We start from the raw sequence: 23,859 nt of genomic DNA, 5'->3' as shown, positions 1-23,859 counted from the left end.
CCTGATGTTGCAGGTCTCGCCGATGATGGACGCCTACCATAAGAGCCTCCAGGACGGCCTTTACGAGGCGATCGGTGTCGCAGAGCAGGCGAGGGCTCTGGGAATTGACCCAAAGACACGGGTCGAGATCCCGATAGCCAACGACCTGGCCGACCGGGTCGAGGCGCTGCTCGGGATCAAAGGGGTCGCGGCACGGATCCGGGAACTCGAGCAGACGATGTCCCGGGAGGAGGCTTCCTTACGGATCGGCGACGACTTCGTTGCAAAGCGCTTTGGGGAGACGACCCCGGAGGAGATCCTCGACCACGCGATCAGGACCGGGATGGCCCTGCTGACCGAAGGGGTGGTGGCAGCCCCGACCGAAGGGGTCGGGAAGATCTGCCTCGGCAGGAACGACGACGGGACCGACTACCTGAAGATCTACTATGCCGGCCCGATCCGGAGCGCCGGCGGGACGGCACAGGCGCTCTCGGTGCTGGTCGGCGATTATGTCAGGCAGCAACTCGGGATCGGGAGATTCGTCCCACGCCCCGAGGAGATAGAGCGGTATATCGAGGAGATCAAGCAGTACAACTCGATCATGTCGCTGCAGTACCTGCCGAGCGAGAAAGAGATCAGGACGATCGTCGCTAACTGCCCGGTCTGCATCGATGGCGAGGCGACCGAGCAGGAGGAGGTCTCCGGGTACCGGAACCTGGAACGGGTCGAGACGAATGTTGTCCGAGGCGGGATGGCGCTGGTCCTCGCCGAAGGGATGGCCCTCAAGGCCCCCAAGATCCAGAAGAACGTCCGGAAGATGAAGATGAAGGGCTGGGAGTGGCTCGACGAACTGATCAGCGGGACGGTCAAGACGGGGGACGACGAAGACGAGGTCGGGGTCAAGCCCAAGGACAAGTACCTCCGCGACCTGATCGGCGGACGGCCGGTCTTCTCGTACCCGATGCGCAAAGGGGGATTCCGGCTGCGGTACGGCAGGGCACGAAACACCGGGTTCGCCGCGGCCGGCCTTCACCCGGCGACACTGCACCTGCTCGGCGACTTCCTGGCGGTCGGCACCCAGATGAAGGTCGAGCGGCCCGGCAAGGCGGCCGGGATCGTGCCGGTGGATACGATCCAGGGGCCGACGGTCAGGCTGGTGAACGGGGATGTCCTCCGGGTCGACGACCTGGCGCTCGCCCACCAGATCTCCGGTTCGGTGGAGCGGATCCTCGATGTCGGCGAGATGCTCGTGTCATACGGCGAGTTCCTGGAGAACAACCACCTGCTGGTGCCGTCCGGGTACTGCGAGGAGTGGTGGCTGCAGGAGAACAACGGGGTCAGCCGCCCGGCGGACGAGACCGAGGCGATCCTGCTGGCCCTCGACGGGGGATACCTCCACCCGGAGTACACGCAGATGTGGGACGACATCACGCCGGCGCAGCTGGTCGCCCTCGCCGACTGGGTCAGCCAGACCGGGACGGTCACACAAGACGGCCTGGTCCTTCCCTCCGATGCGGCAGGGAAGACGATCCTCGAGGAGCTGCTGGTGGAGCACACGGTCAGGAACGACCAGATCATCATCCCCCGTCACCTGGTGCTGATCGCCGCCCTCGGGCTCGACCTGCACCTACAGAGGCGGGCGGTCTGGGAGGACGCCCCGACCGACGGCCATGACGCGCTCTCCCTTGCCTGCCACCTCGCCGGGTTTGCGATGCGGCAGAAGGGGGGGACCAGGATCGGCGGCAGGATGGGCAGGCCCGGCAAGTCCAAGGCGCGGGAGATGAAGCCCCCGCCCCACGCCCTCTTCCCGGTCGGAGAGGCCGGCGGTGCCCGTCGTTCGTTCCAGGAGGCCTCGACCTACGCCCCGGAACGGAACCGGGACGGCGGGGTGATCGTTGCAGAGGTCGGGGAACGTCGGTGCCCGGTCTGCAAGACGATCACCTACAAGAACCGGTGCGCCTGTGGGGCCCACACCGAGCCGGTCTTCAGATGCCCGAAGTGCAACCTCGAGATCGATGCGGACAGGTGCCCCCGGTGCGATGCCGGGACGGTCTGCGCCCAGACGGTCTCGATCAATGTCAAGAATGACTATGCAACCGTCCTCGACGAACTCGGCCTTCGGACCGGGATGGTCCCGCTTGTGAAGGGGGTGAAGGGGTTGATCTCTCGGGAGAAGGTCGTCGAAGACCTGGCCAAGGGGGTTCTCCGCGCCCGGCACAGCCTCTATGTCTTCAAGGACGGGACGGTCCGGTACGATATGATCGACCTCCCCCTGACCCATATCAGGGCCGACGAGTGTGCGGTGACTCCAGAACAACTGGTCGCCCTCGGGTACACCCAGGATGTCTACGGGGTGCCGCTGACCGACCCGACGCAGGTGGTTGAGCTCCGGCCTCAGGACATCCTGGTCTCGGAGAAGTGCGCCGTCTGGCTGCTGGAGGTGACGGCCTTCATCGACGACCTGCTGGAGAAGGTCTATCACCTCCCCCCGTTCTACAAGGTCAAATCCAGGGCCGACCTGCTCGGCCATCTGGTGATCGGGCTGGCACCTCACACCAGTGCCGGCGTCCTGGCCAGGCTGGTCGGGTTCACGAAGGCGAACGTCGGCTACGCCCACCCGTTCTTCCATGCCGCGAAAAGGCGGAACTGCTTCCACGGGGATACGATCATCGAGGTCTACAACTACCGCTCCTGGACGAAGGTCCCGATCCGGCAGTTCGTCCTCGAAAACTTCGACCTCGCCAACCCGGGTCTCGACCACTTCGGCACCTTCTACTCGGATCCACAGAGGCCGTTTCTGACCCGGTCGGTGGATACGCAGGGGAGGATGCACCTCCGTAAGATCACATCGGTCTCGGTGCACCGGGCACCGCCGGCCCTGATCCGGTTCGGGACCTCCCGGGGCAAGGTCGTCTCGGTCACCCCCGAGCATGCGATGCTGGTCTGGGACGTGGACTACCTGCGAAAGATCCGGGCCGACGAGGTGAAGATCGACGACGCCGTCCCGGTCTATGAGGGGGGGCAGGTGCTCGCCGACCGAATCACCGAGCTGGACATCGTCCCGTGCCCCGACGAACGGGTCTTCTGCCTGACGGTGGCCGAGGACCACACCCTGGTCGCGGACGGAATCTTCACAGGCCAGTGCGACGGGGACGAGGACTGCGTGATGATGCTCCTCGACGGGCTGATCAACTTCTCCCGCTCGTTCCTGCCGGAGAGCAGGGGCGGGTCGATGGACGCCCCGCTGGTGCTGACCTCCCGGCTCGACCCGGCCGAGATCGACAAGGAGTCGCTGAACGTGGACGTAGGGTCTGGCTACCCGCTGGAGTTCTACCTGGCCGCCCAGCAGTACGCCCACCCCAAGGACCTCGACGCCCTGATCGACCGGGTGGAGCGTCGGCTCGGCACCCCGGCCCAGCTGGAAGGGTTCATGTTCACTCACGACACCACCAACATCTCGACCGGTCCGCTCGAGTCCACCTATACGCTGCTCGAGTCGATGGTCGACAAGCTCGGGGCCGAACTCGACCTGGCCGAGAAGATCCGGGCCGTCGACGCCGACGACGTGGCCGAGCGGGTGCTCAAGACCCACTTCATGCCCGACCTGATGGGAAACCTCTCCGCCTTCTCCAAGCAGAAGTTCCGGTGCACCCGGTGCGGCACCAAGTACCGGCGGATGCCGCTCGCCGGACGGTGCACGAAGTGCGGGAACACGATCATCCCGACCGTGCATGAGGGCTCGGTGAAGAAATACCTGGAGATCTCCAAGGAGATCTGTCACAAGTATGACGTCACCGAGTACACCCGCCAGCGGGTCGAGGTGCTGGACATGGCGATCCAGTCCACCTTCGGGGCCGCAAAGGAGCAGCAGCTCGGCCTCGCCGACTTCATGTGATCGGACGGAGCCGGCAGCGTTCCCCTGCTGTGAACGTACCGGATCGGTTATACGGTCAGACGGTGACCAACTCATCAGTCTGCTATGATCACCGGGTACTCCGTCTTTCTGATCGTTACAGCCATCATCACGACCTTCCTCGCCGTCTATACCGGGCGGCACCGCCGGCAGGTGCTCTCAAGCGCCACCGGGACGGTCCTCCTCCTGGTCGCAATCACCCTGTACATCGGGGGGTACGGGATGGAACTGATCAGTACCGACCCGGCCGGCATGCTCTTCTGGAGGATGGTCGAGTACGTGGGGATTGCACCGATCCCGCTCCTGCTGCTGATCATGGTGCTCGGGTACACCGACCGAACCCGGCACTTCTCCCCGGCGATCCTCGCCCTCCTCTCGATCATCCCGGTGATCACCCTTGTGCTGGTTTTGACGCAGAACCCCCTCCACTACCAGACGATCGGCATCGACACATCGGAGCCGTTTCCCCAGCTGGTCTTCACCCCGGGGCCCTGGTATTATGTCAATTCCGGGTACCTGTTCATCTCGCAGCTGGTGGGAACCATGCTGCTCGTAGGGGCGTACCGCAGGAGCACCCGGCCGCTGTATAAACGACAGGTCCGGATCATGGGGATCGGGATGGTCGCCCCGTTCATCGCCTTCATCCTGTACCTCGCCGGCCTCTCCCCGGTCCCGCACATGGACCTGACACCGTTCGCTCTCTTCATCACCGCCGTGGCGTCCACCATCGGGATCTTCTCATTCAGGCTCTTCGACCTGACACCGTTCGCTCACTCGGTCATCCTCCAACGGATTCCGGTCGGGGTGATGGTGGTCGACGACCTGGAACGGGTCACCGAGGCGAACCCGGCCGCTGAAGCGGCGTTCGGCCTCGCTCCAGGCGACGGGATCGGCCGGCCGGCGGCAGCGTTGACCGACCGGTTCCCGGAGTTGCCCGGGATCCTCAGGCGCGTCCGGCCAGGGGTTGAGGAGGAGGTCAGGCACGACGACCAGCACTTCACCTTCGAGGTGGTTCCTCTCGGGGACGAGGGGGAGCAGCCAGCGGGATCGGTGCTGCTGATCCGGGATATCACCCTCTGGCGACAGGCGGAGGAGTCGCTTCGGCGACGGACCGACGAACTCGAGGTGGCTAACCGGCAGCTCGAACTCATCTCGGCGATCACCAGGCACGATATCAGCAACCAGCTGGTGGTGGTCGACGGATACCTGGACCTGCTCCACGAGGACGGGATGACCACACCACAGGCCGGGGTGGTGGAACAGGTCCAGAACGCCACCGACCGGGTCGGGCGGATAGTCACCTTCATGCGTGACTACCAGGCGATCGGCACATCGGCCCCGGTATGGACCGACCTTCGGAGCCTTCCGGGGAAGGCGGCCGCAGAGGTGGCGCTCGGGAAGGTGCGGATCAGCAATCTTCTCCCTGATATCGAGGTGCTGGCCGATCCGCTGCTCGAGAAGGTGATCGCCACCCTCTTTGAGAATGCGGTCCGGCATGGGGGGAGAGTCACCAAGATTCTCCTCTCCGCTAGGACCAGTCCTGCCGGCCTCACGATCGTCTGCGAGGACGACGGGGTCGGAGTGGCAGAGGACAGAAAGGAACGGATCTTCGAACGCGGGTACGGCAGCAACACCGGCCTCGGCCTCTTCCTCGCCCGCGAGATCCTCTCGATCACCGGGATGACGATCGCAGAGACCGGGATCCCAGGAGTCGGGGCACAGTTCGAGATCCGGGTGCCTCCCGGCCGGTACAGACACGGGTCCGTCCCGAAGGAGATTACAGAGAGGGTGCTGACGCCCCGGCCTGATGGGTGAACTGATCTGCAAAAGGAAGGACCGGCAGTGTTTCTCTGCTAGGAACGTACCGGATCGGTTTATATGATCTCGCGATGACCATACCATCTGTCTGCTATGATCACCGGGTACTCCGTCTTTCTCATCGCTGCAGCCGTTATCACTGCCCTCCTCGCCGCTTTTACGGGGTGGCACCGCCGGCAGATGATCAGCAGTGCCATGGGGATTGTCCTCCTCCTCATCGCCATCACCCTGTATATCAGTGGATACGGGATGGAACTGGCCAGCAGTACTCTGGCCGGCATGCTCTTCTGGAGCAAGGTCCAGTACCTCGGGATTGCATGGATCCCACCCCTGCTCCTGATTGTGGTGCTCGGGTACGCCGACCTGAACCGACACATCTCCCCGGCCGTTCTCGCCGTCCTCTCGGTGATCCCGGTGATCACCCTCGCGCTGGTCCTGACGCAGAATCCCCTCCACTACCATACCGTCGGTGTCGACACCTCGGCACCGTTTCCACGCCTGGTCTTCACCCCGGGGCTCTGGTATTTCGTCAATTCAAGTTACCTGTTCATGTCGCAGCTGGTCGGGACCGCGCTGCTCGTGTGGGCGTACCGCAGAAGCACCCGGCCACTGTATAGAAGGCAGGTTCTGATCATGGCGATCGGGGCGATCGCCCCGTTCGTCGCCTTCATCCTGTACCTCGCCGGCCTCTCCCCGATCCCGCACCTGGACCTGGTCCCGTTCGCTCTCGTCATCACCGCAACGGCGTTTACCGTCGGGATCTTCTCATTCCGGCTCTTCGACCTGATCCCAATAGCCCACTCAGTCATCCTCCAGAAGATCCCGGTCGGGGTGATGGTGGTCGACGACCTGGAACGGGTCACCGAGGTGAACCCGGCCGCTGAAGCGGCGCTCGGCCTCGCTCCAGACGAGGGGATCGGCCGGCCGGCGGCAGATCTGACCGAGCGGTTCCCGGAGTTGCCCCGGATCCTCAGGCACGCCCGGCCAGGGGTTGAGGAGGAGGTCAGGCACGACGACCAGCATTTCACCTTCGAGGTGGTCCCCCTCGGGAAGGAGGGGGATCAACCGGCTGGATCGGTGCTGCTGATCCGGGATATTACGCTCTGGCGACAGGCGGAGGAGTCGCTTCGGCGACGGACCGACGAACTCGAGGTGGCCAACCGGCAGCTCGCGCTCATCTCGGCGATCACCAGGCACGACATCAGCAACCAGCTGGTGGTGGTCGACGGATACCTGGACCTGCTCCGCGAGGACGAGATGACACCAGTCCAGACCGGGGTGGTGGAGCAGGTCCAGAACGCCACCGGCCGGGTCAGACGGATGGTCACCTTCATGCATGACTACCAGGCGATCGGCACATCGGCCCCGGTATGGACCGACCTTCGGAGCCTTCCTGGGAAGGCGGCCGCAGAGGTGGCGCTCGGGGAGGTGCGGATCAGCAATCTTCTCCCTGATATCGAGGTGCTCGCCGATCCGCTGCTCGAGAAGGTGATCGCCACCCTCTTTGAGAATGCGGTCCGGCACGGAGCGACGGTCACCGAGATCCTCCTCTCCACCAGGACCGATCCGTCAGGGCTGATATTCGTCTGTGAGGACGACGGGGCCGGAGTGGCAGAGGACAGAAAGGAACGGATCTTTGAACGCGGGTACGGCAGCAACACCGGCCTCGGCCTCTTTCTTGCCCGCGAGATCCTCTCGATCACCGGGATGAAGATCGCAGAGACCGGGATCCCGGGAGTCGGGGCACAGTTCGAGATCCGGGTGCCTCCCGGCCGGTACAGAACACGGGTCCATCCAGGAGGAGACTATGGAGAGGGCGCTGAGAGCCTGGCCTGAAGGGTGCACAGAGAAGTAAAAAAGAAAGGTTCGGCAGGTTTTTCCCTGTTTTGAATGCACCGGATCGGTTATACGATCAGGCGATGACCTTCTTATCGGTCTGCTATGATCCCCGGGTACTCCATCTTCCTGTTCGCAGCAGCCATCGTCACCGCTCTCCTCGCTGCCTACACTGGATGGGATCGCCGCCGGGCAATCAGCAGTGTCACCGGGGTTCTCCTCCTCCTGTTCGCGATCACCCTGTACATCGGTGGAGCCGGGATGGAACTGGCCAGCAGTGACCTGGCCGGGATACTCTTCTGGGTCAAGATCGAGTACGTGGGGATCGCGTCGATCCCGTCCCTGCTGATGATCGTGGTGCTCGGATACATCGATCGGACCCGTCGTCTCTCGCCGGCGCTCCTCGCCGTCCTTTCAATCATTCCGGTGATCACCCTCATCCTAGTCCTGACGCAGAGTCCCCTCCACTACCTTACCGTCGGTGTCGACACCTCGGCACCGTTTCCACGCCTGGTCTTCACCCCGGGACCGGGATACTATCTCAATGCATGCTACCAGTACATTGGGATGGTTGTCGCGACAGGACTGCTCGTGCGGGCATACCACAGAAGCACCCGGCCGCTGTACAGAAGGCAGATCCTGATCATGGGGATCGGGTTGTTCGCCCCCTTCGTCGCCTCCATCCTGTACCTCATCGGCCTCTCCCCGGTCCCGCACCTGGACCTGGCCCCCTACGCCCTCATCATCACCGCTGTGGCATTCACCATTGGGATCTTCTCATTCCGACTCTTCGACCTGATCCCGATAGCCCACTCGGTCATCCTCCAGAAGATTCCGGTCGGGGTGATGGTGGTCGACGACCTGGGACGGGTCACCGAGGTGAACCCGGCCGCAGAAGCGGTGCTCGGCCTCGCTCCAGGCGACGGGATCGGCCGACCGGCGGCAGATCTGACCGAGCGGTTCCCGGAGCTGCCCGGGATCCTCAGACACGCCTGTCCTGGGGTTAAGGAGGAGGTCAGGCATGGTGATCAGCACGTCACCTTCGAGGTGATCCCCCTCGGGGATGAGAGCGCCCGGCCGGCGGGCTCGGTGCTGCTGATTCGGGATATCAGCCCATGGCGGCAGACCGAGGAGTCGCTCTTGTGGCAGACCGACGAACTCGAGGTGGCCAACCGGCAGCTCGCGCTCATCTCGGCGATCACCAGGCACGATATCAGCAACCAGCTGGTGGTGATCGACGGGTACCTGGACCTGCTCCGCGAGGACGGAATGACAGCACCACAGATCGATACGGTGGAGAAGGTGCTGGATGCCACCGGCCGGGTCAGAGAGATGGTCATCTTCATGCGCGACTACCAGGCGATCGGCACATCGGCCCCGATATGGACCGACCTTCGGAGTCTTCCGGGGAGGGCAGTTGCAGAGGTGGCGCTCGGGGAGGTGCAGATCAGCAATCTTCTCCCAGATATCGAGGTGCTCGCCGATCCGCTGCTCGAGAAGGTGATCAGCACCCTCTTTGAGAATGCGGTCCGGCACGGGGGGAGAGTCACCGAGATCCTCCTCTCCGCCAGGACCGGTCCGGCCGGCCTCACGATCGTCTGCGAAGACGACGGGGCCGGGGTGCCCGATGACTGTAAGGAGCGGATCTTCGAACGCGAGTACGGCAGCAACACCGGCCTCGGCCTCTTCCTCGCCCGCGAGATCCTCTCGATCACCGGGATGACGATCGCAGAGACCGGGATCCCGGGAGTCGGGGCGCAGTTCGAGATCCGGGTGCCTCCCGGCCGGTACCGAACCCGGCATCATCCCGGAGGAGACCGGGGAGAGGGATCCGATGCGGTGCCAGCCTCCGGTGCCGGGTCAGAGCGTTCTGATCTCCCGGCCTGAAGATTTAACAGAGATCACCGGCAATAGGTACAGACGCGGGGATAACCAAGAGGCCAAAGGTGGGCGCCTCAAGAGCGTCTCTCGCAGGAGTTCAAGGGTTCGAATCCCTTTCCCCGCATCAACGATCAGACCGGCGATACCGGGACGTTCATCTGTCATTTTTTTTGGTCGAGTAAAGACCACGCCGCCGGGGTCTGGCGATGATCTCGTCCGCCAGACGGCCGGTTTCTGCCATGCTACACCACCTGTCTGACTATCTCGACGCCGTTGCTGGCCATGGCGTGAGCGAAGACCAGATGCAACAGATCGGCGTCGTGGGGCATGGCGCCGACCCGGCGTGCCTCTTCCACGGACAGGTCAAAGGTGTCGATGCTGTCCAGGGGCACGATGACCCGCACATCACGCAGGCTGCGGACATTGGCCCGCAGCCGCAGGTACATGGCCAAGTGGTAGACGCACAGATCTGTGCAGTCGCCGGTGACGATCAGCGTCGTCACCTCCGGGCGCCGGTCCAGCCACTCCCCAAGACCGGTGTCGATGTCCGAACTGATCGAATCCTTTTCGAAGATCGTGAACAGGCCGGCGAAGGGAAGGTTCCGCAGCTCGCTTACCGTCAGTGGTTCGTCGCTGCCCCGCGTGCAGTGGGGGGGATAACTGCCGAACTCGACGGCGTCTTCGGTGTGAGTGTCCTGAGGCAGGAGAAAATGGCGCACCCCCGCCTCATGCGCCCGGTTAAAGACCAGGGTGATGGGATCGACGATGCGGGCCACGCGTTCGCTGGCCAGAGCTCCCCCTCTGCAAAAGCCGCCCGTCACGTCCACGGCCAGGACGGCGATGCGGCCGGCGTCGCCGCCCACCATCTGGAGGATTTCATCCCAGGTCCAGGTGGGAAGGCCATCGTGCCACTCCAACAACCAGGCGAGAAACGGCCGGTTGTTTCGAACGAACTGTTCAAGGTCCATGGTCTCCTCTATCCATTCAATCTGGTCGCCTTAGTTAAATACAACACGAATTTTTATGTGGAGGTATGGGTTGTCAAAAGAGATAAGCCGCGGGCAGCGTCGACCTGGAGAGCCACTCCAATCACTGTTTCTCGAATAGAACCGCCGAGAACTGTTGGAGTCGACGGTCAGAGTGCTGTGATCAACAGGCAGACCCCAACTGGGATCAGCAGGTTGTCGTCGACCGGGGCATAGAGCTCGATCACCCCGGCGACGACGGAGACCAGCACGGCCTGGGGGAGAGGCATGAGAAAGAAGAGGATGCCGGCCATCACCACGATCCCGGACATCGTCCCCTCAAGGGTTCGGTTATGATAGATCTTCCGCCTGCCGAAGGTCATCCCGGCCAGGGCCGTCACGCTGTCCAGCACCGCCAGCACCAGCACCCCGATCGCGGCCGTCTCACTCCCGAAGAGGACCAGGCAGGCCAGCGCACTCATCACAAAGAAGAAGGTGCCCTGCCCGGGGACCGCCCCGCTCCGCTCGGCCTGAGCCAGGATCCAGGAGATCAGGGGGAGATGGAACCCACGGCTTATCGCATCGGCGACCACCATCCCCCCAAGCAGGCCCACGGCAAGCAGCGGGACCGCCACCGCTGGCTCGATGAACTGGATCAGGGCTGCGATCACCAGGCCGATCAGGAGATGCAAAACCTGGCGGAGGTCCTCGCGCATATACCATCATCTACGTTCAAGCTATTAAGGAAATCCTGACATCCTCCATCAAAGATCCTATCTACAGGCAGGCGCCAAAACTGGGGGAGAGGAGAGAGATGGAGAGTATCGCGATTCTTGCCGGGAACCTTTTTTCGAACCTGATGTACCTGGTCCTGCTCCTCCTCCCCGCCCTGTACTGGTGCGTCGACCCCGCCCTCGGCCTGCGGGCGATGCTGCTGACGATGGTGAGCGGCGGGCTGAACACCGGGTTGAAGGTTCTCTTCCAAGTCCCACGCCTCTCGTGGGGTTCCGCGCTGGTAGGGGGGTGGCCGGGGGAACCGTCGTACGCCTTCCCGTCCGGCCATGCAGAGATGACCGCCACTGCAACCGGCTGGCTCGCCGGAAAGGTCAGGACCCTGCCGGCGTTCGCTGTTGCGGGTCTCCTGATCCTGACCGTCGGGGCGGGCAGGGTGCTGGTTGCTGCACACACGCCAGGCCAGGTGATAGCCGGGACGTTTGTCGGGCTTCTGCTGGTGGCCGTACTGCTGGTCGTTGACCGCCGGCTGACCGGATGGCTGCGAGGGCTGACGATCAGCCGTCAGATGCTGGTGGCGATCGGGGGATCGGTGCTGCTGCTCGCGCTCTACCCGGTCTGCCTGGCTGCAGGCGGACTCTGGCCGGTCGGAGTATCGGCGTTCACATCGCTGACCGGGCCGCTCGACCCCACGGACCACCTGATCTGGACCGGGCTCTTCTTTGGGATCGCCACCGGGGCGGTCCTGACCGAACACCGCCTGGGATTCCCGCCGGCCCTGACGACCCGAGAAAAGGTGACCAGATACCTCTGGGGAACCGCCGGGCTGCTGTTGCTCGCAGGAGGGGTGAAAGTACTGGCAGATCTGACCAGGTCTCCCCTCTGCTGGGTGCTCATCACCCTGGGCGCCGCGATCTGCGGGTGGTGGATCACGGCAGGGGTACCGGCCATCTGCCGGCACCGCGGGGAGAGGACCGGCCAGCTCAGGGGAGAGACCCGGGGTTGATCACAAAGCAGCAGTGATCGTCGCCCATCGCATAACAGGCCGTCTCCTGCGCAGTCAGGGTCAGATGATAATAATCGGAGAAGACAGCACTCAGGACCCCTGCGTCGAAGGCGCAGGCAGGTCTGCCGATATTCGGCAGGTCCCCGCACTCAAAGCAGTCGTACACAAAGAGGGTGACCGGATCGAGCGAGACCACCTCGACCCTGCCGAGCCGGTGCTTCTCCCAGAACCGGGCCAGGTTTGCGAGCAGGGTCGCAAGATCCGGGCCGACGACGGACGGGGTTACCGCCTCGCCGACATGCAGCCCGGTGGAGAAGAGGAGCGGGTCGATGTTGATCCCGTCGGCGAGGAGGGTGACCCGGAGGGTCTGGAAGAGGAGTCGGAAGAAGTCCGGGGGCGGCGCGTCGGCGCCGGCGTAGCCCTTCAGGTAGGCGCCCAGGTCAGACCTGAGCAGGTCCCCTGAGGAGAGGTCCCCGACATGGCGGGAGGCGAGCGAGAAGAACTTCTTTCGGCGGTCCTCCGGGTCGGCCCTGACCGTCAGGACCCCTCCGTCGACCAGCCCCTTCAGATGGACCGAGATCGTGGACTTGGCCCTCCCCGACCGGGCCACGATCTGGTCGAAACTCAGGTCCTCCTTCCCGAGCATCGAAAGAATCCGCATCTGGACCTGGCCGCCCACCGTCCGGATCCCCTCATCCGTCGAAAAGAGGGCGACGGCCGGGGTATGACTTTCTTCTCCTGACTTCTTCACTGACATACCGTAATCTAGATATAGGATTGTTCGTATATAATGGAATGTTCGTATACCCCAGAACTAACCATTGGAGAAGCAGAACAATGAAAGCCACAGCAACTGAACTGGCCCCCGGCGTCTACTGGGTCGGGGCAATCGACTGGAACATCAGGGACTACCATGGGTACACGCTGCCCGGCACCACCTACAATGCCTATCTGGTCGTCGGCACCGAGAAGGTCGCCCTGATCGACAACACCTACCCGGGGTTTGAGAAGCAACTGCTCGCCAGGGTCCGGGAGATCATCGACCCGGCAAAGATCGACCTCATCGTCGCGAATCATGTCGAGATCGACCACTCCGGCGGCCTGCCCGGCATGGCGAAGCTGATCCCGGGTGTTCCGATCTACTGCACCGCAGCCGCCGTGACCGGGTTTGGACGCCACTACAGCACCGAAGGCTGGAACTTTATCGAGACGAAGAGCGGGGACTCCGTGAACCTGGGCGGCAAGACGCTCGTCTTCCTCGAGGCGCCGATGCTCCACTGGCCGGACTCGATGTTCACCTATCTCGCCGAGGAGAAGATCCTCTTCTCGAACGACGCGTTCGGACAGCACATCGCGTCAGCGGCCAGGTTCGACGACCAGCTCGGCAAGGACGAGGCGCTCCTCCATGCCAGGAAGTTCTACGCGAACCTGCTCACCCCGCTCGCCAGGAAGGTGCTCAAGAAACTCGAAGAGGTCGGAACTCTCGGGATCGAGATCAGGATGATCGCCCCGAGCCATGGCGTGATCTGGCGGTCCTACGTTGCCGACCTCCTGGGGGCGTACGTGAACTGGTCGAAAGGCGTCTCCAAGGACAAGGTGACGATCGTCTTCGACACCATGCACCACTCCACCGACATGATGGCCCAGGCCCTGGCCGAGGGGATCATGGCCGAAGGAGTCGATGTGAAGGTCTGCATCCTCAAGGACGGCAAGGTCGAAGGGACGCACCGGTCCAACATCGTCCCCGAGATCCTGGAGTCCAAGGCGGTGCTGGTCGGCTCCCCCACCCTGCAGGACGAGGTCTACCCGACCGTCGCCGACTTCCTCAGTTACCTGCGCGGTCTGCGGCCTGGAAAACTCGAACACAAGAAGATCGGGTTCGCCTTCGGCTCACACGGCGGCAAGGGCGGGGCGATCCACTACATCACTGATTCACTGCGGACGGCAGGGATCGAGGTGATCAATGAAGGCTTCGAGGTGCACTACCGCCCTGACGGGTCCGAACTCGACCGCTGCTTTGAGATGGGCAGGGACCTCGGACGCAGGGTCAAAGCCCTTTAATTATCCCCTCTTTTCGTACCACACCACCAGCGATATCAGCAGAGCCGGGACCAGGGCGGCTCTCCGACCCTCCCGATTTTAACCACACCTCCAGTGCCGGGGGAAACTATTTTTGGTGAACCCTGCATTAGAGAATACCAACGGAGAGGGCTGCTATGATCACTGTACTCCTCGTCGATGACGAGCTGGACCTGCTGGATATCGGAAAGAGATCGCTCGAAAAGACCGGCGAGTACATGGTCAGGAGCGCGGCCTCGGCAGAGGAGGCGCTGAAGCAGCTCAGGGCAGACCTTCCGGATGCAGTGGTCGCCGACTTTGTGATGCAGGGAGCCGACGGGATCGAACTCCTACATGCAGTCCGCAGGGCATATCCCGGACTGCCCTTCATCCTCTTCTCCGGTCGGGGCACGGAAGAGGTCGTTGCAGAGGCCTATGAAGCAGGTGCAGACTTCTACGTCCAGAAGAAGGGCGTGGCAAAGGTGCAGTTCGCAGAACTGGCAGAGAAGATCACCAGGGCCGTGCTGCAGCGGCGCGGAGAGGAACGGGTGATCCGACTGGGCCGGCTCAATGCCGTGCTCCAATCGACCAACCGTGCCCTGATACGAATCCATGACCAGGTACAGCTCCTCTCTGCATCGTGCAGGATCGCGGTCGAGGACGGGGGGTTTCTGCAGGCCTGGGCCGGGATCACCGATCCTCAGACCGGGCTGGTGGTTCCGGTGGCCTCGGCCGGACATGTCGCCGGGTACCTGGACGCCATCACCATCTCGGTGCAGGACATCCCGGCAGGCCGGGGACCGACCGGGACCGCCATACGCGAAGGCCGGCCGGTGCTGATGAATGATATTTCAACTGATCCCAGGATGGCGCCATGGCGGGATGAGACCCTGGCACGGGGATACCGATCTGTCGCGGCCTTTCCGCTGATCACCGAGCAGGGGACCCCAGGGGCACTCACCTTCTTTGCATCAGTCACGGACTTCTTCAACGGGGAGGAGGTGAGACTCCTTCGGGAACTGACCACCGACATCGCCTTCGGCCTCTCGATGATCGAGACCGAGCAGCAGCGGAACAGGGCGGAAGCACGGCTGCGGGCCAGCGAGGCACGGTACCGGGCGCTGGCCGCACATTTCCCGAACGGGGGTGTCTTCCTCTTCGACCAGGACCTCCGATATACCCTCGCAGACGGAAAGGACCTCCCTGCAACCGGCCTCTCGGCTGAGGTGCTGGTCGGGAGGACGATCGACGAGGTCTTCTCCGGGGAGATGCTTGCGATGATCCGTCCCCATTTCGTCGATGCGCTGAAGGGAGAAGAGAGAACCTTTGAGATGGCCTTTCAAGGGGAGGTCCTCGAGGTACGTACGCTTCCGGTGCGGGACGGCAGCGGCGCGATCACCGGTGGGATGGCGATGGCCCAGGTGATCACCGGCAGAAAACAGGCCGAAGAACGTCTCCAGGCATTATATCAGCGCCTTGCGCAGATCATCGAGTTCCTGCCCGATGCCACCTTCGTGATCGACACCGACCAGCAGGTGATCGCCTGGAACAGGGCGATGACCGAGCTTACTGGAGTCGAAGGATCCGCGATCATCGGGAACCGGAACCACGCCTATGCCAGGGCCTTCTATGGCGAGGACCGGTTGATGCTGATCGATCTGGTCCCCGGCGGGCAGACCGGGCCACGACCACCCTTCACACGGTTTGAAGAGCATGGGGATCGGTTGATCGGCGAGGCGGTTGCCCCGGCGATCCGGCAGGGCCGGGGAGCGTTCCTCTGGGGGATCGCCTCACCGCTCTATGACACCACCGGCATGGTGGTCGGTGCGATCGAATCGATCCGGGACATCACCGACCAGAAAGAGCAGGAACTGGCCCTCCGCGAGAACGAGGAGCGGTACCGGTCGCTCTTCGACAACAACCCTGCGGCGATGATGCTCGTGGACCCAGAGACCCTGGCAATTGTGGACGCCAACCCGGCTGCCCTCAGGTTCTACGGTTACAGCCACCAGAGGATGACACAGTTGCATGCGACCGATATGAACCCCTTACCTGAACCGGATCTGCGTGCCGAGATCGAAAAAGCAGCAGCCCAGACCCAGCAGACCTTCCATGCCCGCCATCGCCTCGCCGACGGCACCATCCGGGAGGTCGAACTCTATACCGGCCCTCTGATCATCCGCGGGGACCGGCTGCTGTACACGATCGTCCACGATATCACCGACCGGATCAGGGCCGAGGAGGCCCTCGCCGAGAGCGAGGAGAAGTTCCGAACCCTCTTCAACAGCACCAGCGATCTGATCTTCCTGATCCAGGTGGAAGAGCGGGAGCATCCGAGGATGACCGAGGTAAACCGGGCGACCTGCGCCAGGCTTGGATATACGCGCGAAGAACTGCTCGCCATGCCCTTTGAACAGGTGCTGGCATCCCATCCTGAGCAGATCAGGACCCTGCAGACCGATCTCGAACATTATGGGTACGTCACCCTTGAGTCGACTCTGGTCGGACGGACCGGGTCGATGGTACCTGTGGAGATCAATGCAGTGCTGATCGAACTGCAGGGCACGCAGGTCGGACTCGCGGTGGCCAGGGATATCACCGAACGGCGTGAACTGCAGCAGCTCGAGCGGGCTGCACTCGAGCAGATTCAGGAGAACCTGACACAGATGGCAGCGTTGAACGATGAGATCCGGAATCCCCTGGCGGTGATCGTCGGGCTTGCCGACCTGGAAGAACCTGCATTCGCCCAGAAGATCCTTGTCCAGGTGAAGTCGATCAACGACCTCGTCACCCAGCTCGACCAGGGCTGGGTCGCTTCAGAGAAGGTTCGGGGGTTTTTGCGCAAACATTACCAGATTCCTTAGGGTGTGACCGGCAGCGATATCACGTTCACCCTGAACGGTCTGCCCATTAACTATCTTCCTGCAGAAGAACACTGGAGTCCGGTAGTCTCCGGTACCTCCCGACCACCAGAGTGGACGGGCGAACAATATACTGTGGGACATGCCAGGCGGGTCTTTGAGGTGATGAGGGCGGGATCCCGGAGATCACCAGGGACCTCTGATCATCCACCCGGCCAGACCGCCGTCCGGTACCAGAAGGACTGGATCGAGAGGATCACCTCGATGAAGCACTCCAGATCCATCGGCTTATGGACGTAACAGTTGGCATGCAGGTGATAGGAGGCCAGAATATCCTCATCAGAGGTCGAGGTGGTCAGTACCACAACAGGGATCGTCCGGAGGTCCGGGTCGGCCTTCACCTCGGCCAGGACCTGTCGCCCGTTCTTCTTTGGCAGGTTCAGGTCGAGCAGGATCAGATCGGGGCGGGGGTGATCAGGAGAGATGCCGATTGTACGCAGGTACTGCAGGGCCGACACGCCATCTACGGCCACGTTCAGATTGACCTCGCGGTCCGCCTCCTTCAACGCCTCCTTTGTCAACCTGATATCTGCAGGGTTGTCCTCGACCAGAAGAATCTCCATTGCCCTCCCGCCGTCTCCCAGTCCCATGGTCTACCCATTGACACCGGAGCACCATAAATAGTTTTTCATCTGAGGTGTCATTCAGATGAGATCATAGCTCAAGAAGGCCCTTCCAATGGATCAGACCCAGTCTTTGCAGGGCGCAAATCGACAACCAGACCATGTGGATCCTGGATCGAGAACCCGAAGGGATCGAAAGCACTGATCAGTCCCCGCGATCATAGAGCCATTCGCGACGGTGAGGATCGAGGTTGGCACCGGATCGAAATACCTGGCCAGTCTTCCTGGGGTGCGGTTCACTGGACACGATCTGTTGGAGGGGGCCGTAGAGGGCAAAGTACCCGATCAGCGTGTCGAGAGTACCGTTCACTCCCCGGATCACCGACCGGTAGACTCCCCGATGGGCCTGCTCATCTGCCCGGGCTCCAAACCGGCCATGAATGATGGCCCTGGCCAGCGCACCGGTGTCGTTGACCAGCCAGGTGAGCGAGGTGGCCACCCGGGTGATCTCCTTATTGATCGCGACGAACTGCATTCCTGCCATGGCCGTGGCTTGGTCAGTCGTCCTGACTGAGAGGTCCAGGTCCACAGACCCTTCTGCCAGAAGTTTGAGGTTGGCATTGACCTTCGCCAGTTCATCTGCATAGAAGGTGGAGAGAATTGTCTGCGCAGTGAGAGCCTGCACCTGCCCGGACAGGAGGTCCACAATCCCGTTGATCGCTTCGATGATCTCAACCCCGGTGGTGCCGGCCTCCACCGGCCCTGCGCGAGCACCGAGGTCACCGGCTGCGAGACGGTCGGCAAGAACACGGATCTGCACGAGGAGCGCCCTCTCTTCTGAGAGGTCACGGACCAGGTAGTTGACGGTTCCGTCCACCTCCCCGCCGGCATCAAAGAGCGGCGAGACCCCAAACCGGATCGGCATCTCTCTCCCCCCGGGATAGACCACTGCATCAGCGACCTGGGACTCAGTTCTCAGCACCGCACGTCGGATCGTCCCGGTTCCACCGGCCGACCTGTCCGGGTTGAAGAGAGCATCGCAGGTTTTGCCGATGCAGGCTTCGGGAGGGAACCCGGCGAGCACCGCTGCTGCGCGGTTCAGTCCCTGCACCTGCCCATCACGATCGGTCCTGATGATTGGCAGTTCGATCGCATCGAAGACCTGTTGCAATACCTGATGATGCCGAAGGAGGGATTCCGCAAATTCCTCCCCTCCGGTTTGTTCAGTACTGGCCATATCAGTCCACCCACATGAGGAGAGTTATTTTTTGAGTATTTAATAATAACATTGAATGATTGTTCTCAATTAATATCAATAAATCTAGTTAACCCCACACAGATACCAGAAAAGAGGAGTTATAAGTGACCGCCAGATCAACAGATAGTGAAGATGACCAGTAACACCCAGCGCCTTGACCAGATTCGGGAATTACTCAGTGCACACCCCCAGGGACTCAGTGTCACCGAGATCGCTGCAGCACTCGGCGTCAACAAGAACTCCACAGGCCGATCCCTGGACACTCTCTATGCAGCAGGGGAGATCAGGATGCGCAGGTTCGGCATGGCCAAACTCTATACCAGTGCCGCACGGATGCCCTTATCGGCGATGATGTCCCTTCCCTCGGACCTGATCCTGATCGTCGATGAAGACCTGGTCATCACCTTCATCAATGACCAGTTCCTCTCCCTGCTCGATCTGACCAGAGACCAGGTGGTCAACAGGCACATCACCACCATCAGGGGGGTGGCACCCGATATGGAAGGACTGGAAGCAGCCTTCGTCGCTGCGGCAGAGACGGGAGAGGCGAGAGAGATGGTCCGGTTCAACGAGGAGGATCGGATCTTTCTGCGGCGGTGTGTGCCGGTCACCCTTGAGTCCGGGGCGGCCGGGACTGCGATGATCATGGAGGATCTCACCGCCCAGATCAGGGCGGAACAGGCGCTGCACGAGCGGGAAAATCAACTCACCGAGATCATCGAGAGTCTCCAAGATATCTACTACCGGACAGACCACGAGGATATCATAATCTTTGCCAACCAGCAGATTCTTCCAATGCTCGGGTACGAATCGATGGACCAGGTACTTGGGCGTCCCGCAATCTCGTTCTGGGCAGAACCGGATAAACGGAAGAAATTTGAGAGCCTGGTCCTGAAGCGGGGAGCCATCAATGATTTTGAGACCACCCTGGTCAGGGGGGACGGATCCCTGATCCCGGTCTCGGTCAGCAGTCACCTCCGCCTCACCAGTGACGGGGAGATCCTGGGGCTGGGCGGCACCATCAGAGACATCACCAGGCGAAAGGAGAACGAGGAGAAGATCCGGATCTTAAGTGCGCATAACCGGGCGATGATCGAGGCAAACCTGGACCCAATCACATCGGTCGACCGCGACGGCACCATCAACGATGTGAACGAGGCCGCAGTGGCCATCACCGGGTATCCACGTGAAGACCTGATCGGGACACCATTCAACCGGTACTTTGTTGACCAGACCATGGCCAGGCAGGTCTTTGGAGAGGTCATTTTTTCTGGACAGGTCAGGAACCGGTATGTTGAGGTGCTGCATGCCGACGGGTGCCGGACGCCAGCCCTCTTAAATGCCGCTCTCTGCCGCGACGGGGACGGGACGATCACCGGTATCCTGGCCTCACTCAGGGACATCACCAACCAGCAGCGGATGGACCGGGACCTGGCCAGAAATGAGGGTCTGCTCCAGATGATGGCAGCGGTCTTTGTGTACTCCACCCAACCGATTGCAATAGAATATCCTGATGGGAGGTTTGCGTATGCAAACCCGGCACTCTGCAGGATGCTCGGGTACACCGAGAAGGAGCTGAAAGCGCTGGACTGGAGTGCGGATCTGACCCCACGGGAGTGGTGGGAGACGGAGACCAGAGCGCTGGAGAGACTCTCCCAGACCGGGGAGTCGCAAAAGTACAGAAAGGAACTTCTTCACCAGGACGGACGCCGGGTGCCGGTGGAGCTCGTCGCCCACCTCGTCCGCGAGACCGGCGACCTGCCCCTCTGTTACTGTATATTCGTCACCGATATCAGCGAGGAACTGCGCGCAGAGCAGCAGCAGGCAGCGTGTGAACTGCGGTTCCAGTGCCTGGTGAACGCCGCCCCGATTGGGGCATGGTCCACTGACAGCGCAGGGCGGGCGGTGCTGGTGAACAGGCCGCTGGCCAGGCTGCTCGGGCACTCCATCGAAGAACTGGAGGGGCGGCTGGCCGTCGAGGTACTCAAACAGGCCGGTCTGGGAGAGGAGCACCTCCTTGGGGAGAAACTCGCCCGAGGAGAGGAGAACGTCCCGGTGACCATCCATCAGAAGGACGGTGGGGTGGTCGAGGCATTGCTGACCACGGCACCGGTCACCAATCAGCAGGGGCAAAACCAGGGTATGATCGGATTCATGGTCGATCGGACCGGAGAGAGAGAGCAGGAACAGGTGCTCTTCGAGGCTAAGAGACGCTTCTCTGCGATGATCGACCAGGTCCCCCTGATGGCATTGCAGTTCGACGAGAACGGTGCACTCGTCTCATGCAACGATCCCCTGATCGCCAGGACCGGCTGGACCAGGAACCATGTGCTGGGCAGGGACTGGCACCTGCATCTGGTCCCTGAAGAGACCGGTGACCTCGGACTGACTCTGCGGGATCTGGTCACCCGGAGGGGAGACCGGAGGGACTGGACCGGGCCGGTGCTGACCGCCGACGGACGGGTGCTGCAGGTTGGGTGGACCTGCCTGGTGCTCTACGATGGCCGTCAGCAGTTTGCCGGGCTCATCTGCCTTGGGGAGGACGTCTCCGACCACCGCCGGCTGGCTGGATTGCTCTCGAAGACAGGGGAGCAGTCCCAGTATCTTGTGGAGTCGATCCCATACCCGACGGTGCTGATCGATGCCGACTGGACGATCACCCAGATCAACCGGGAGTTCTCGGCCGTTCTGCAGTACACGGTTCCAAAGAGACCAAAGAAGCTCAGCCTCCTCTCCATATTCAGCCCGGAGTGCAGGCCGGCCGTGACCGCACTGCTGAACAGGGAGGAGGCCGCCAATGAGACCTGCACAGCAGTCAGGGAGGACGGGGAGCGGATCAGCGTCGTGGTCCGTGCCGGCCCTTCCGGGGGTGACGCAACCCGAGTGCTGGTGCTGATAACCAGTCAGAATACCCTGTAAGATCTCAGAACAGTGATCTTGAGATCAGAAAAGAGGACACCATTCCAGGATGAGCAGAGAGGGGGCACCGATGGCCACAGTGCCGGACCGGCTGGCCATCTCGGACGGCCGCCGGTCAAAAGATCCCGTCTAGTCTCTGCTCCCTACAGATAATTGAAGGTGTTTTCTGTTGCATTGAGGTTGTCGATGACTCTGTTCTAGGTGGTGTTTGATCATCCCCCAGACCCAGGGGATGATCCTCAAATATCTTCAATACTATAAATATTTTCCCACCACCCACTCAGAGTTGGTACTCCCATCCCTGCTCCCGGAGATGCTGCCGCGCATCAGGGTACCCCGGGAGCACCGCCGCCACCCTCTTCCAGAACCGTGGGGAATGGTCCATGCAGCCGAGATGGCAGAGTTCATGGACGACGATATACTCGATCTGGGGGAGCGGAGCCATCACCAGCCTGATGTTGAAGTTCAGATTCTTCTTTGACGAGCAGGAGCCCCACTGCTTCCTGAGGAGTTTGAACCGGACCTTCTGTGCCCCTCCACCGGTTACGGCTGCATACCGGTCGACCAGAGGGAGGATGACGGCTGCGGCCTGTTCTCGGTACCACGCGATGACCGCAGACCTGACCGCAGATCGGTCTACCGGCTCGCGAATCTCCACCAAGAGCCGCCCGTCCGTAGCGGTGACAGAGGGAGGGCCCCTGCTGACAGAAAGGCGGTACCGCTCCCCGAGCAGCAGGAACGTCTCCTCCTCCAGATAAACCCTGGAGAAGGTGCGGGTCGGGGAGGCCTCCAGCCGGGCGAGGGTCTTTGCTATCCAGCCTTCATGCTCCACGAGGAGACGGTCGATCGCGGCCCCCCGGGTCCTCTCCGGCACCAGCACCTCGACCCGGAGGTCGGGGTGGACAACCACAGCGAGGTGTTTACGCCTCGGTCGGTACTGGACAGTATAGGGGATAGACCGGCCCCTGCAGCAGCAGGTGCCCCCGGTTCGGAGAAGCGGCGGTCCTCCGATAGTGCGTGCATTCATCTGGCAGATCAGAGGTGGGGGGTCTGCGTGTTTAAGGGTGCGTAAAGGAGTCTGATCCGACTAGAGGGGCAGGGTACGGTCATCTAGATAATCCCGGAGGACCAAAAGTACTGAGAGAGCGTGCAGATGGAGACCGAGAGACTACTGGAACGGATTGCACAGAAGTACGGGCGCGAGATCACCGCCGAGATCGAGCGGTACGAACGCTGCGACAGGGCGATCAAATACTACTTCAATACCCATAAAGAGAACGAGATGGATTACGACACGCTGGCAGACCTGTATTTCCAGCGGAACAGGACCGAGTGCGCCAAGATGATCGTCTCGATCGCACGCGGGGATGAGGAAAGACACTGACGCACCAGTGAGTTTATCTCCCATCCGGCAGATCTGCTCACATGGAGAGCAGAGCGACGGAGACGGCGACATTCGGAGGGGGATGTTTCTGGGGGGTTGAGGAGGCGTTCCGGACGATCAGAGGGGTGCGGAAGACAACCGTCGGCTACATGGGGGGGACTACTCCCGACCCCACCTACGAGATGGTCTGTACCGGCAGGACCGGGCATGCCGAGGTGGTCCAGGTGGAGTTCGACCCCGATCAGGTCGAGTACCAGGCCCTGCTGGCGATCTTCTTCTCTCATCACGACCCGACGACGCTGAACAGGCAGGGGCCAGACGTCGGCGAACAGTACAGGTCGGTGATCTTTGTGCATTCGCCGGCGCAGGAGGAGAAGGCACGGAGGATGATCCTGGACCTGAACCAGTCAGGACGGTTTGGGCGTCCAATCCGGACGACAGTGATCCAGGCCTCCCAGTTCTACCCGGCAGAGGAGTACCACCAGCAATACCTGGCCAGGCACGGCAGGTCGGGCTGCAACCTCTGAAATGCTGACGACCGGTCGGGCTGCTGCTGGTCACCACAGCGGCCGCGGCGGCCAGGCAGAGCCCGGGGCCGGTGCCAGAGGAACAGGGGGTTCCCTTCG

At 62.1% G+C, this 23,859-nt stretch carries 16 protein-coding genes and 1 tRNA gene; 11 read left to right on the top strand and 6 right to left on the bottom strand.

The features are described from left to right. Positions 1-4 precede the first annotated feature (4 nt). The 5 genes from ACFKSJ_RS11585 to ACFKSJ_RS11565 all read left to right on the top strand — a co-directional run bounded on the left by ACFKSJ_RS11585 (position 5) and on the right by ACFKSJ_RS11565 (position 9,551). Complete coding sequence (locus ACFKSJ_RS11585) at positions 5-3,874, top strand: DNA-directed DNA polymerase II large subunit (RefSeq protein ID WP_440949955.1); 3,870 nt, start codon at positions 5-7, stop codon at positions 3,872-3,874. An 84-nt stretch (positions 3,875-3,958) separates the two neighbouring features. Further along, the gene (locus ACFKSJ_RS11580) at positions 3,959-5,707 is read left to right on the top strand and encodes a histidine kinase N-terminal 7TM domain-containing protein (protein ID WP_440949954.1); all 1,749 of its coding nucleotides are present in this window, start codon (positions 3,959-3,961) and stop codon (positions 5,705-5,707) included. Between the two features lie 96 nt (positions 5,708-5,803). Continuing rightward, on the top strand, positions 5,804-7,546 hold the full coding sequence (locus ACFKSJ_RS11575) for a histidine kinase N-terminal 7TM domain-containing protein (protein WP_440949953.1): 1,743 nt from the start codon (positions 5,804-5,806) through the stop codon (positions 7,544-7,546). A 105-nt stretch (positions 7,547-7,651) separates the two neighbouring features. Further along, positions 7,652-9,433, top strand: coding sequence for a histidine kinase N-terminal 7TM domain-containing protein (locus ACFKSJ_RS11570; RefSeq protein ID WP_440949952.1), 1,782 nt, complete (start codon positions 7,652-7,654; stop codon positions 9,431-9,433). Positions 9,434-9,468: 35 nt separating this feature from the next. Beyond that, a tRNA-Leu gene (locus tag ACFKSJ_RS11565) sits at positions 9,469-9,551 on the top strand. 118 nt (positions 9,552-9,669) lie between these two features. Here ACFKSJ_RS11565 and ACFKSJ_RS11560 read toward each other — a convergent pair. Both ACFKSJ_RS11560 and ACFKSJ_RS11555 read right to left on the bottom strand, forming a co-directional pair. Beyond that, entirely contained in the window at positions 9,670-10,395 is a 726-nt protein-coding gene (locus ACFKSJ_RS11560) for a cysteine hydrolase family protein (protein ID WP_440949951.1), read from the bottom strand. Between the two features lie 167 nt (positions 10,396-10,562). Further along, the gene (locus ACFKSJ_RS11555; protein ID WP_440949950.1) at positions 10,563-11,108 is read right to left on the bottom strand and encodes a diacylglycerol/polyprenol kinase family protein; all 546 of its coding nucleotides are present in this window, start codon (positions 11,106-11,108) and stop codon (positions 10,563-10,565) included. Positions 11,109-11,206: 98 nt separating this feature from the next. Between ACFKSJ_RS11555 and ACFKSJ_RS11550 the strand changes: the two genes are divergently transcribed. Then, complete coding sequence (locus tag ACFKSJ_RS11550; protein WP_440949949.1) at positions 11,207-12,130, top strand: phosphatase PAP2 family protein; 924 nt, start codon at positions 11,207-11,209, stop codon at positions 12,128-12,130. Here ACFKSJ_RS11550 and ACFKSJ_RS11545 read toward each other — a convergent pair. Next, the gene (locus ACFKSJ_RS11545) at positions 12,108-12,887 is read right to left on the bottom strand and encodes a V4R domain-containing protein (RefSeq protein WP_440949948.1); all 780 of its coding nucleotides are present in this window, start codon (positions 12,885-12,887) and stop codon (positions 12,108-12,110) included. The genes ACFKSJ_RS11550 and ACFKSJ_RS11545 overlap by 23 nt on opposite strands. Before the next feature lie 80 nt (positions 12,888-12,967). Here ACFKSJ_RS11545 and ACFKSJ_RS11540 point away from each other — a divergent pair, with 80 nt between their 5' ends. Both ACFKSJ_RS11540 and ACFKSJ_RS11535 read left to right on the top strand, forming a co-directional pair. Then, a complete protein-coding gene (locus ACFKSJ_RS11540) occupies positions 12,968-14,191 on the top strand; it encodes an FprA family A-type flavoprotein (RefSeq protein WP_440949947.1) in 1,224 nt (407 codons plus the stop codon). A 155-nt stretch (positions 14,192-14,346) separates the two neighbouring features. Beyond that, the gene (locus tag ACFKSJ_RS11535; RefSeq protein ID WP_440949946.1) at positions 14,347-17,052 is read left to right on the top strand and encodes a PAS domain S-box protein; all 2,706 of its coding nucleotides are present in this window, start codon (positions 14,347-14,349) and stop codon (positions 17,050-17,052) included. A 200-nt stretch (positions 17,053-17,252) separates the two neighbouring features. Here the strand turns inward: ACFKSJ_RS11535 and ACFKSJ_RS11530 are convergent, their stop codons facing one another. Together ACFKSJ_RS11530 and ACFKSJ_RS11525 are read right to left on the bottom strand one after the other, a co-directional pair. After that, a complete protein-coding gene (locus ACFKSJ_RS11530) occupies positions 17,253-17,699 on the bottom strand; it encodes a response regulator (protein ID WP_440949945.1) in 447 nt (148 codons plus the stop codon). A 178-nt stretch (positions 17,700-17,877) separates the two neighbouring features. After that, a complete protein-coding gene (locus ACFKSJ_RS11525) occupies positions 17,878-18,909 on the bottom strand; it encodes a PAS domain-containing protein (RefSeq protein ID WP_440949944.1) in 1,032 nt (343 codons plus the stop codon). Between the two features lie 153 nt (positions 18,910-19,062). On the opposite strand from ACFKSJ_RS11525, the gene ACFKSJ_RS11520 reads away from it, so the two are divergent. Next, entirely contained in the window at positions 19,063-21,849 is a 2,787-nt protein-coding gene (locus ACFKSJ_RS11520) for a PAS domain S-box protein (RefSeq protein WP_440949943.1), read from the top strand. A 280-nt stretch (positions 21,850-22,129) separates the two neighbouring features. Here ACFKSJ_RS11520 and ACFKSJ_RS11515 read toward each other — a convergent pair whose 3' ends face one another. Then, positions 22,130-22,876 carry a M48 family metallopeptidase gene (locus tag ACFKSJ_RS11515; protein ID WP_440949942.1) on the bottom strand — a complete coding sequence of 249 codons (747 nt, stop codon included), beginning with the start codon at positions 22,874-22,876 and terminating at the stop codon, positions 22,130-22,132. 126 nt (positions 22,877-23,002) lie between these two features. Here ACFKSJ_RS11515 and ACFKSJ_RS11510 point away from each other — a divergent pair, with 126 nt between their 5' ends. Further along, positions 23,003-23,233, top strand: coding sequence for a hypothetical protein (locus tag ACFKSJ_RS11510; RefSeq protein WP_440949941.1), 231 nt, complete (start codon positions 23,003-23,005; stop codon positions 23,231-23,233). Between the two features lie 41 nt (positions 23,234-23,274). After that, positions 23,275-23,760, top strand: a complete 486-nt coding sequence (gene msrA / locus ACFKSJ_RS11505) for a peptide-methionine (S)-S-oxide reductase MsrA (RefSeq protein ID WP_440949940.1) — start codon at positions 23,275-23,277, stop codon at positions 23,758-23,760. Positions 23,761-23,859: the final 99 nt, after the last annotated feature.

The sequence above is a fragment of the Methanosphaerula subterraneus genome, from assembly GCF_052055875.1.
Classification (GTDB): domain Archaea; phylum Halobacteriota; class Methanomicrobia; order Methanomicrobiales; family Methanospirillaceae; genus Methanosphaerula; species Methanosphaerula subterraneus.
This window is presented reverse-complemented; position numbering and strand designations above follow the sequence as displayed.

What these genes read in the sequence shown, in the direction of transcription:
- ACFKSJ_RS11520 (WP_440949943.1), top strand. Translation starts at nt 19,063, where the DNA reads ATGACCAGTAACACCCAGCGCCTTGACCAGATTCGGGAATTACTCAGT.
- ACFKSJ_RS11560 (WP_440949951.1), bottom strand. Translation starts at nt 10,395, where the DNA reads ATGGACCTTGAACAGTTCGTTCGAAACAACCGGCCGTTTCTCGCCTGG.
- ACFKSJ_RS11540 (WP_440949947.1), top strand. Translation starts at nt 12,968, where the DNA reads ATGAAAGCCACAGCAACTGAACTGGCCCCCGGCGTCTACTGGGTCGGG.
- ACFKSJ_RS11525 (WP_440949944.1), bottom strand. Translation starts at nt 18,909, where the DNA reads ATGGCCAGTACTGAACAAACCGGAGGGGAGGAATTTGCGGAATCCCTC.
- ACFKSJ_RS11575 (WP_440949953.1), top strand. Translation starts at nt 5,804, where the DNA reads ATGATCACCGGGTACTCCGTCTTTCTCATCGCTGCAGCCGTTATCACT.
- ACFKSJ_RS11555 (WP_440949950.1), bottom strand. Translation starts at nt 11,108, where the DNA reads ATGCGCGAGGACCTCCGCCAGGTTTTGCATCTCCTGATCGGCCTGGTG.
- ACFKSJ_RS11550 (WP_440949949.1), top strand. Translation starts at nt 11,207, where the DNA reads ATGGAGAGTATCGCGATTCTTGCCGGGAACCTTTTTTCGAACCTGATG.
- ACFKSJ_RS11545 (WP_440949948.1), bottom strand. Translation starts at nt 12,887, where the DNA reads ATGTCAGTGAAGAAGTCAGGAGAAGAAAGTCATACCCCGGCCGTCGCC.
- ACFKSJ_RS11515 (WP_440949942.1), bottom strand. Translation starts at nt 22,876, where the DNA reads ATGAATGCACGCACTATCGGAGGACCGCCGCTTCTCCGAACCGGGGGC.
- ACFKSJ_RS11570 (WP_440949952.1), top strand. Translation starts at nt 7,652, where the DNA reads ATGATCCCCGGGTACTCCATCTTCCTGTTCGCAGCAGCCATCGTCACC.
- ACFKSJ_RS11510 (WP_440949941.1), top strand. Translation starts at nt 23,003, where the DNA reads ATGGAGACCGAGAGACTACTGGAACGGATTGCACAGAAGTACGGGCGC.
- ACFKSJ_RS11530 (WP_440949945.1), bottom strand. Translation starts at nt 17,699, where the DNA reads ATGGGACTGGGAGACGGCGGGAGGGCAATGGAGATTCTTCTGGTCGAG.
- ACFKSJ_RS11580 (WP_440949954.1), top strand. Translation starts at nt 3,959, where the DNA reads ATGATCACCGGGTACTCCGTCTTTCTGATCGTTACAGCCATCATCACG.
- ACFKSJ_RS11585 (WP_440949955.1), top strand. Translation starts at nt 5, where the DNA reads ATGTTGCAGGTCTCGCCGATGATGGACGCCTACCATAAGAGCCTCCAG.
- ACFKSJ_RS11535 (WP_440949946.1), top strand. Translation starts at nt 14,347, where the DNA reads ATGATCACTGTACTCCTCGTCGATGACGAGCTGGACCTGCTGGATATC.
- msrA (WP_440949940.1), top strand. Translation starts at nt 23,275, where the DNA reads ATGGAGAGCAGAGCGACGGAGACGGCGACATTCGGAGGGGGATGTTTC.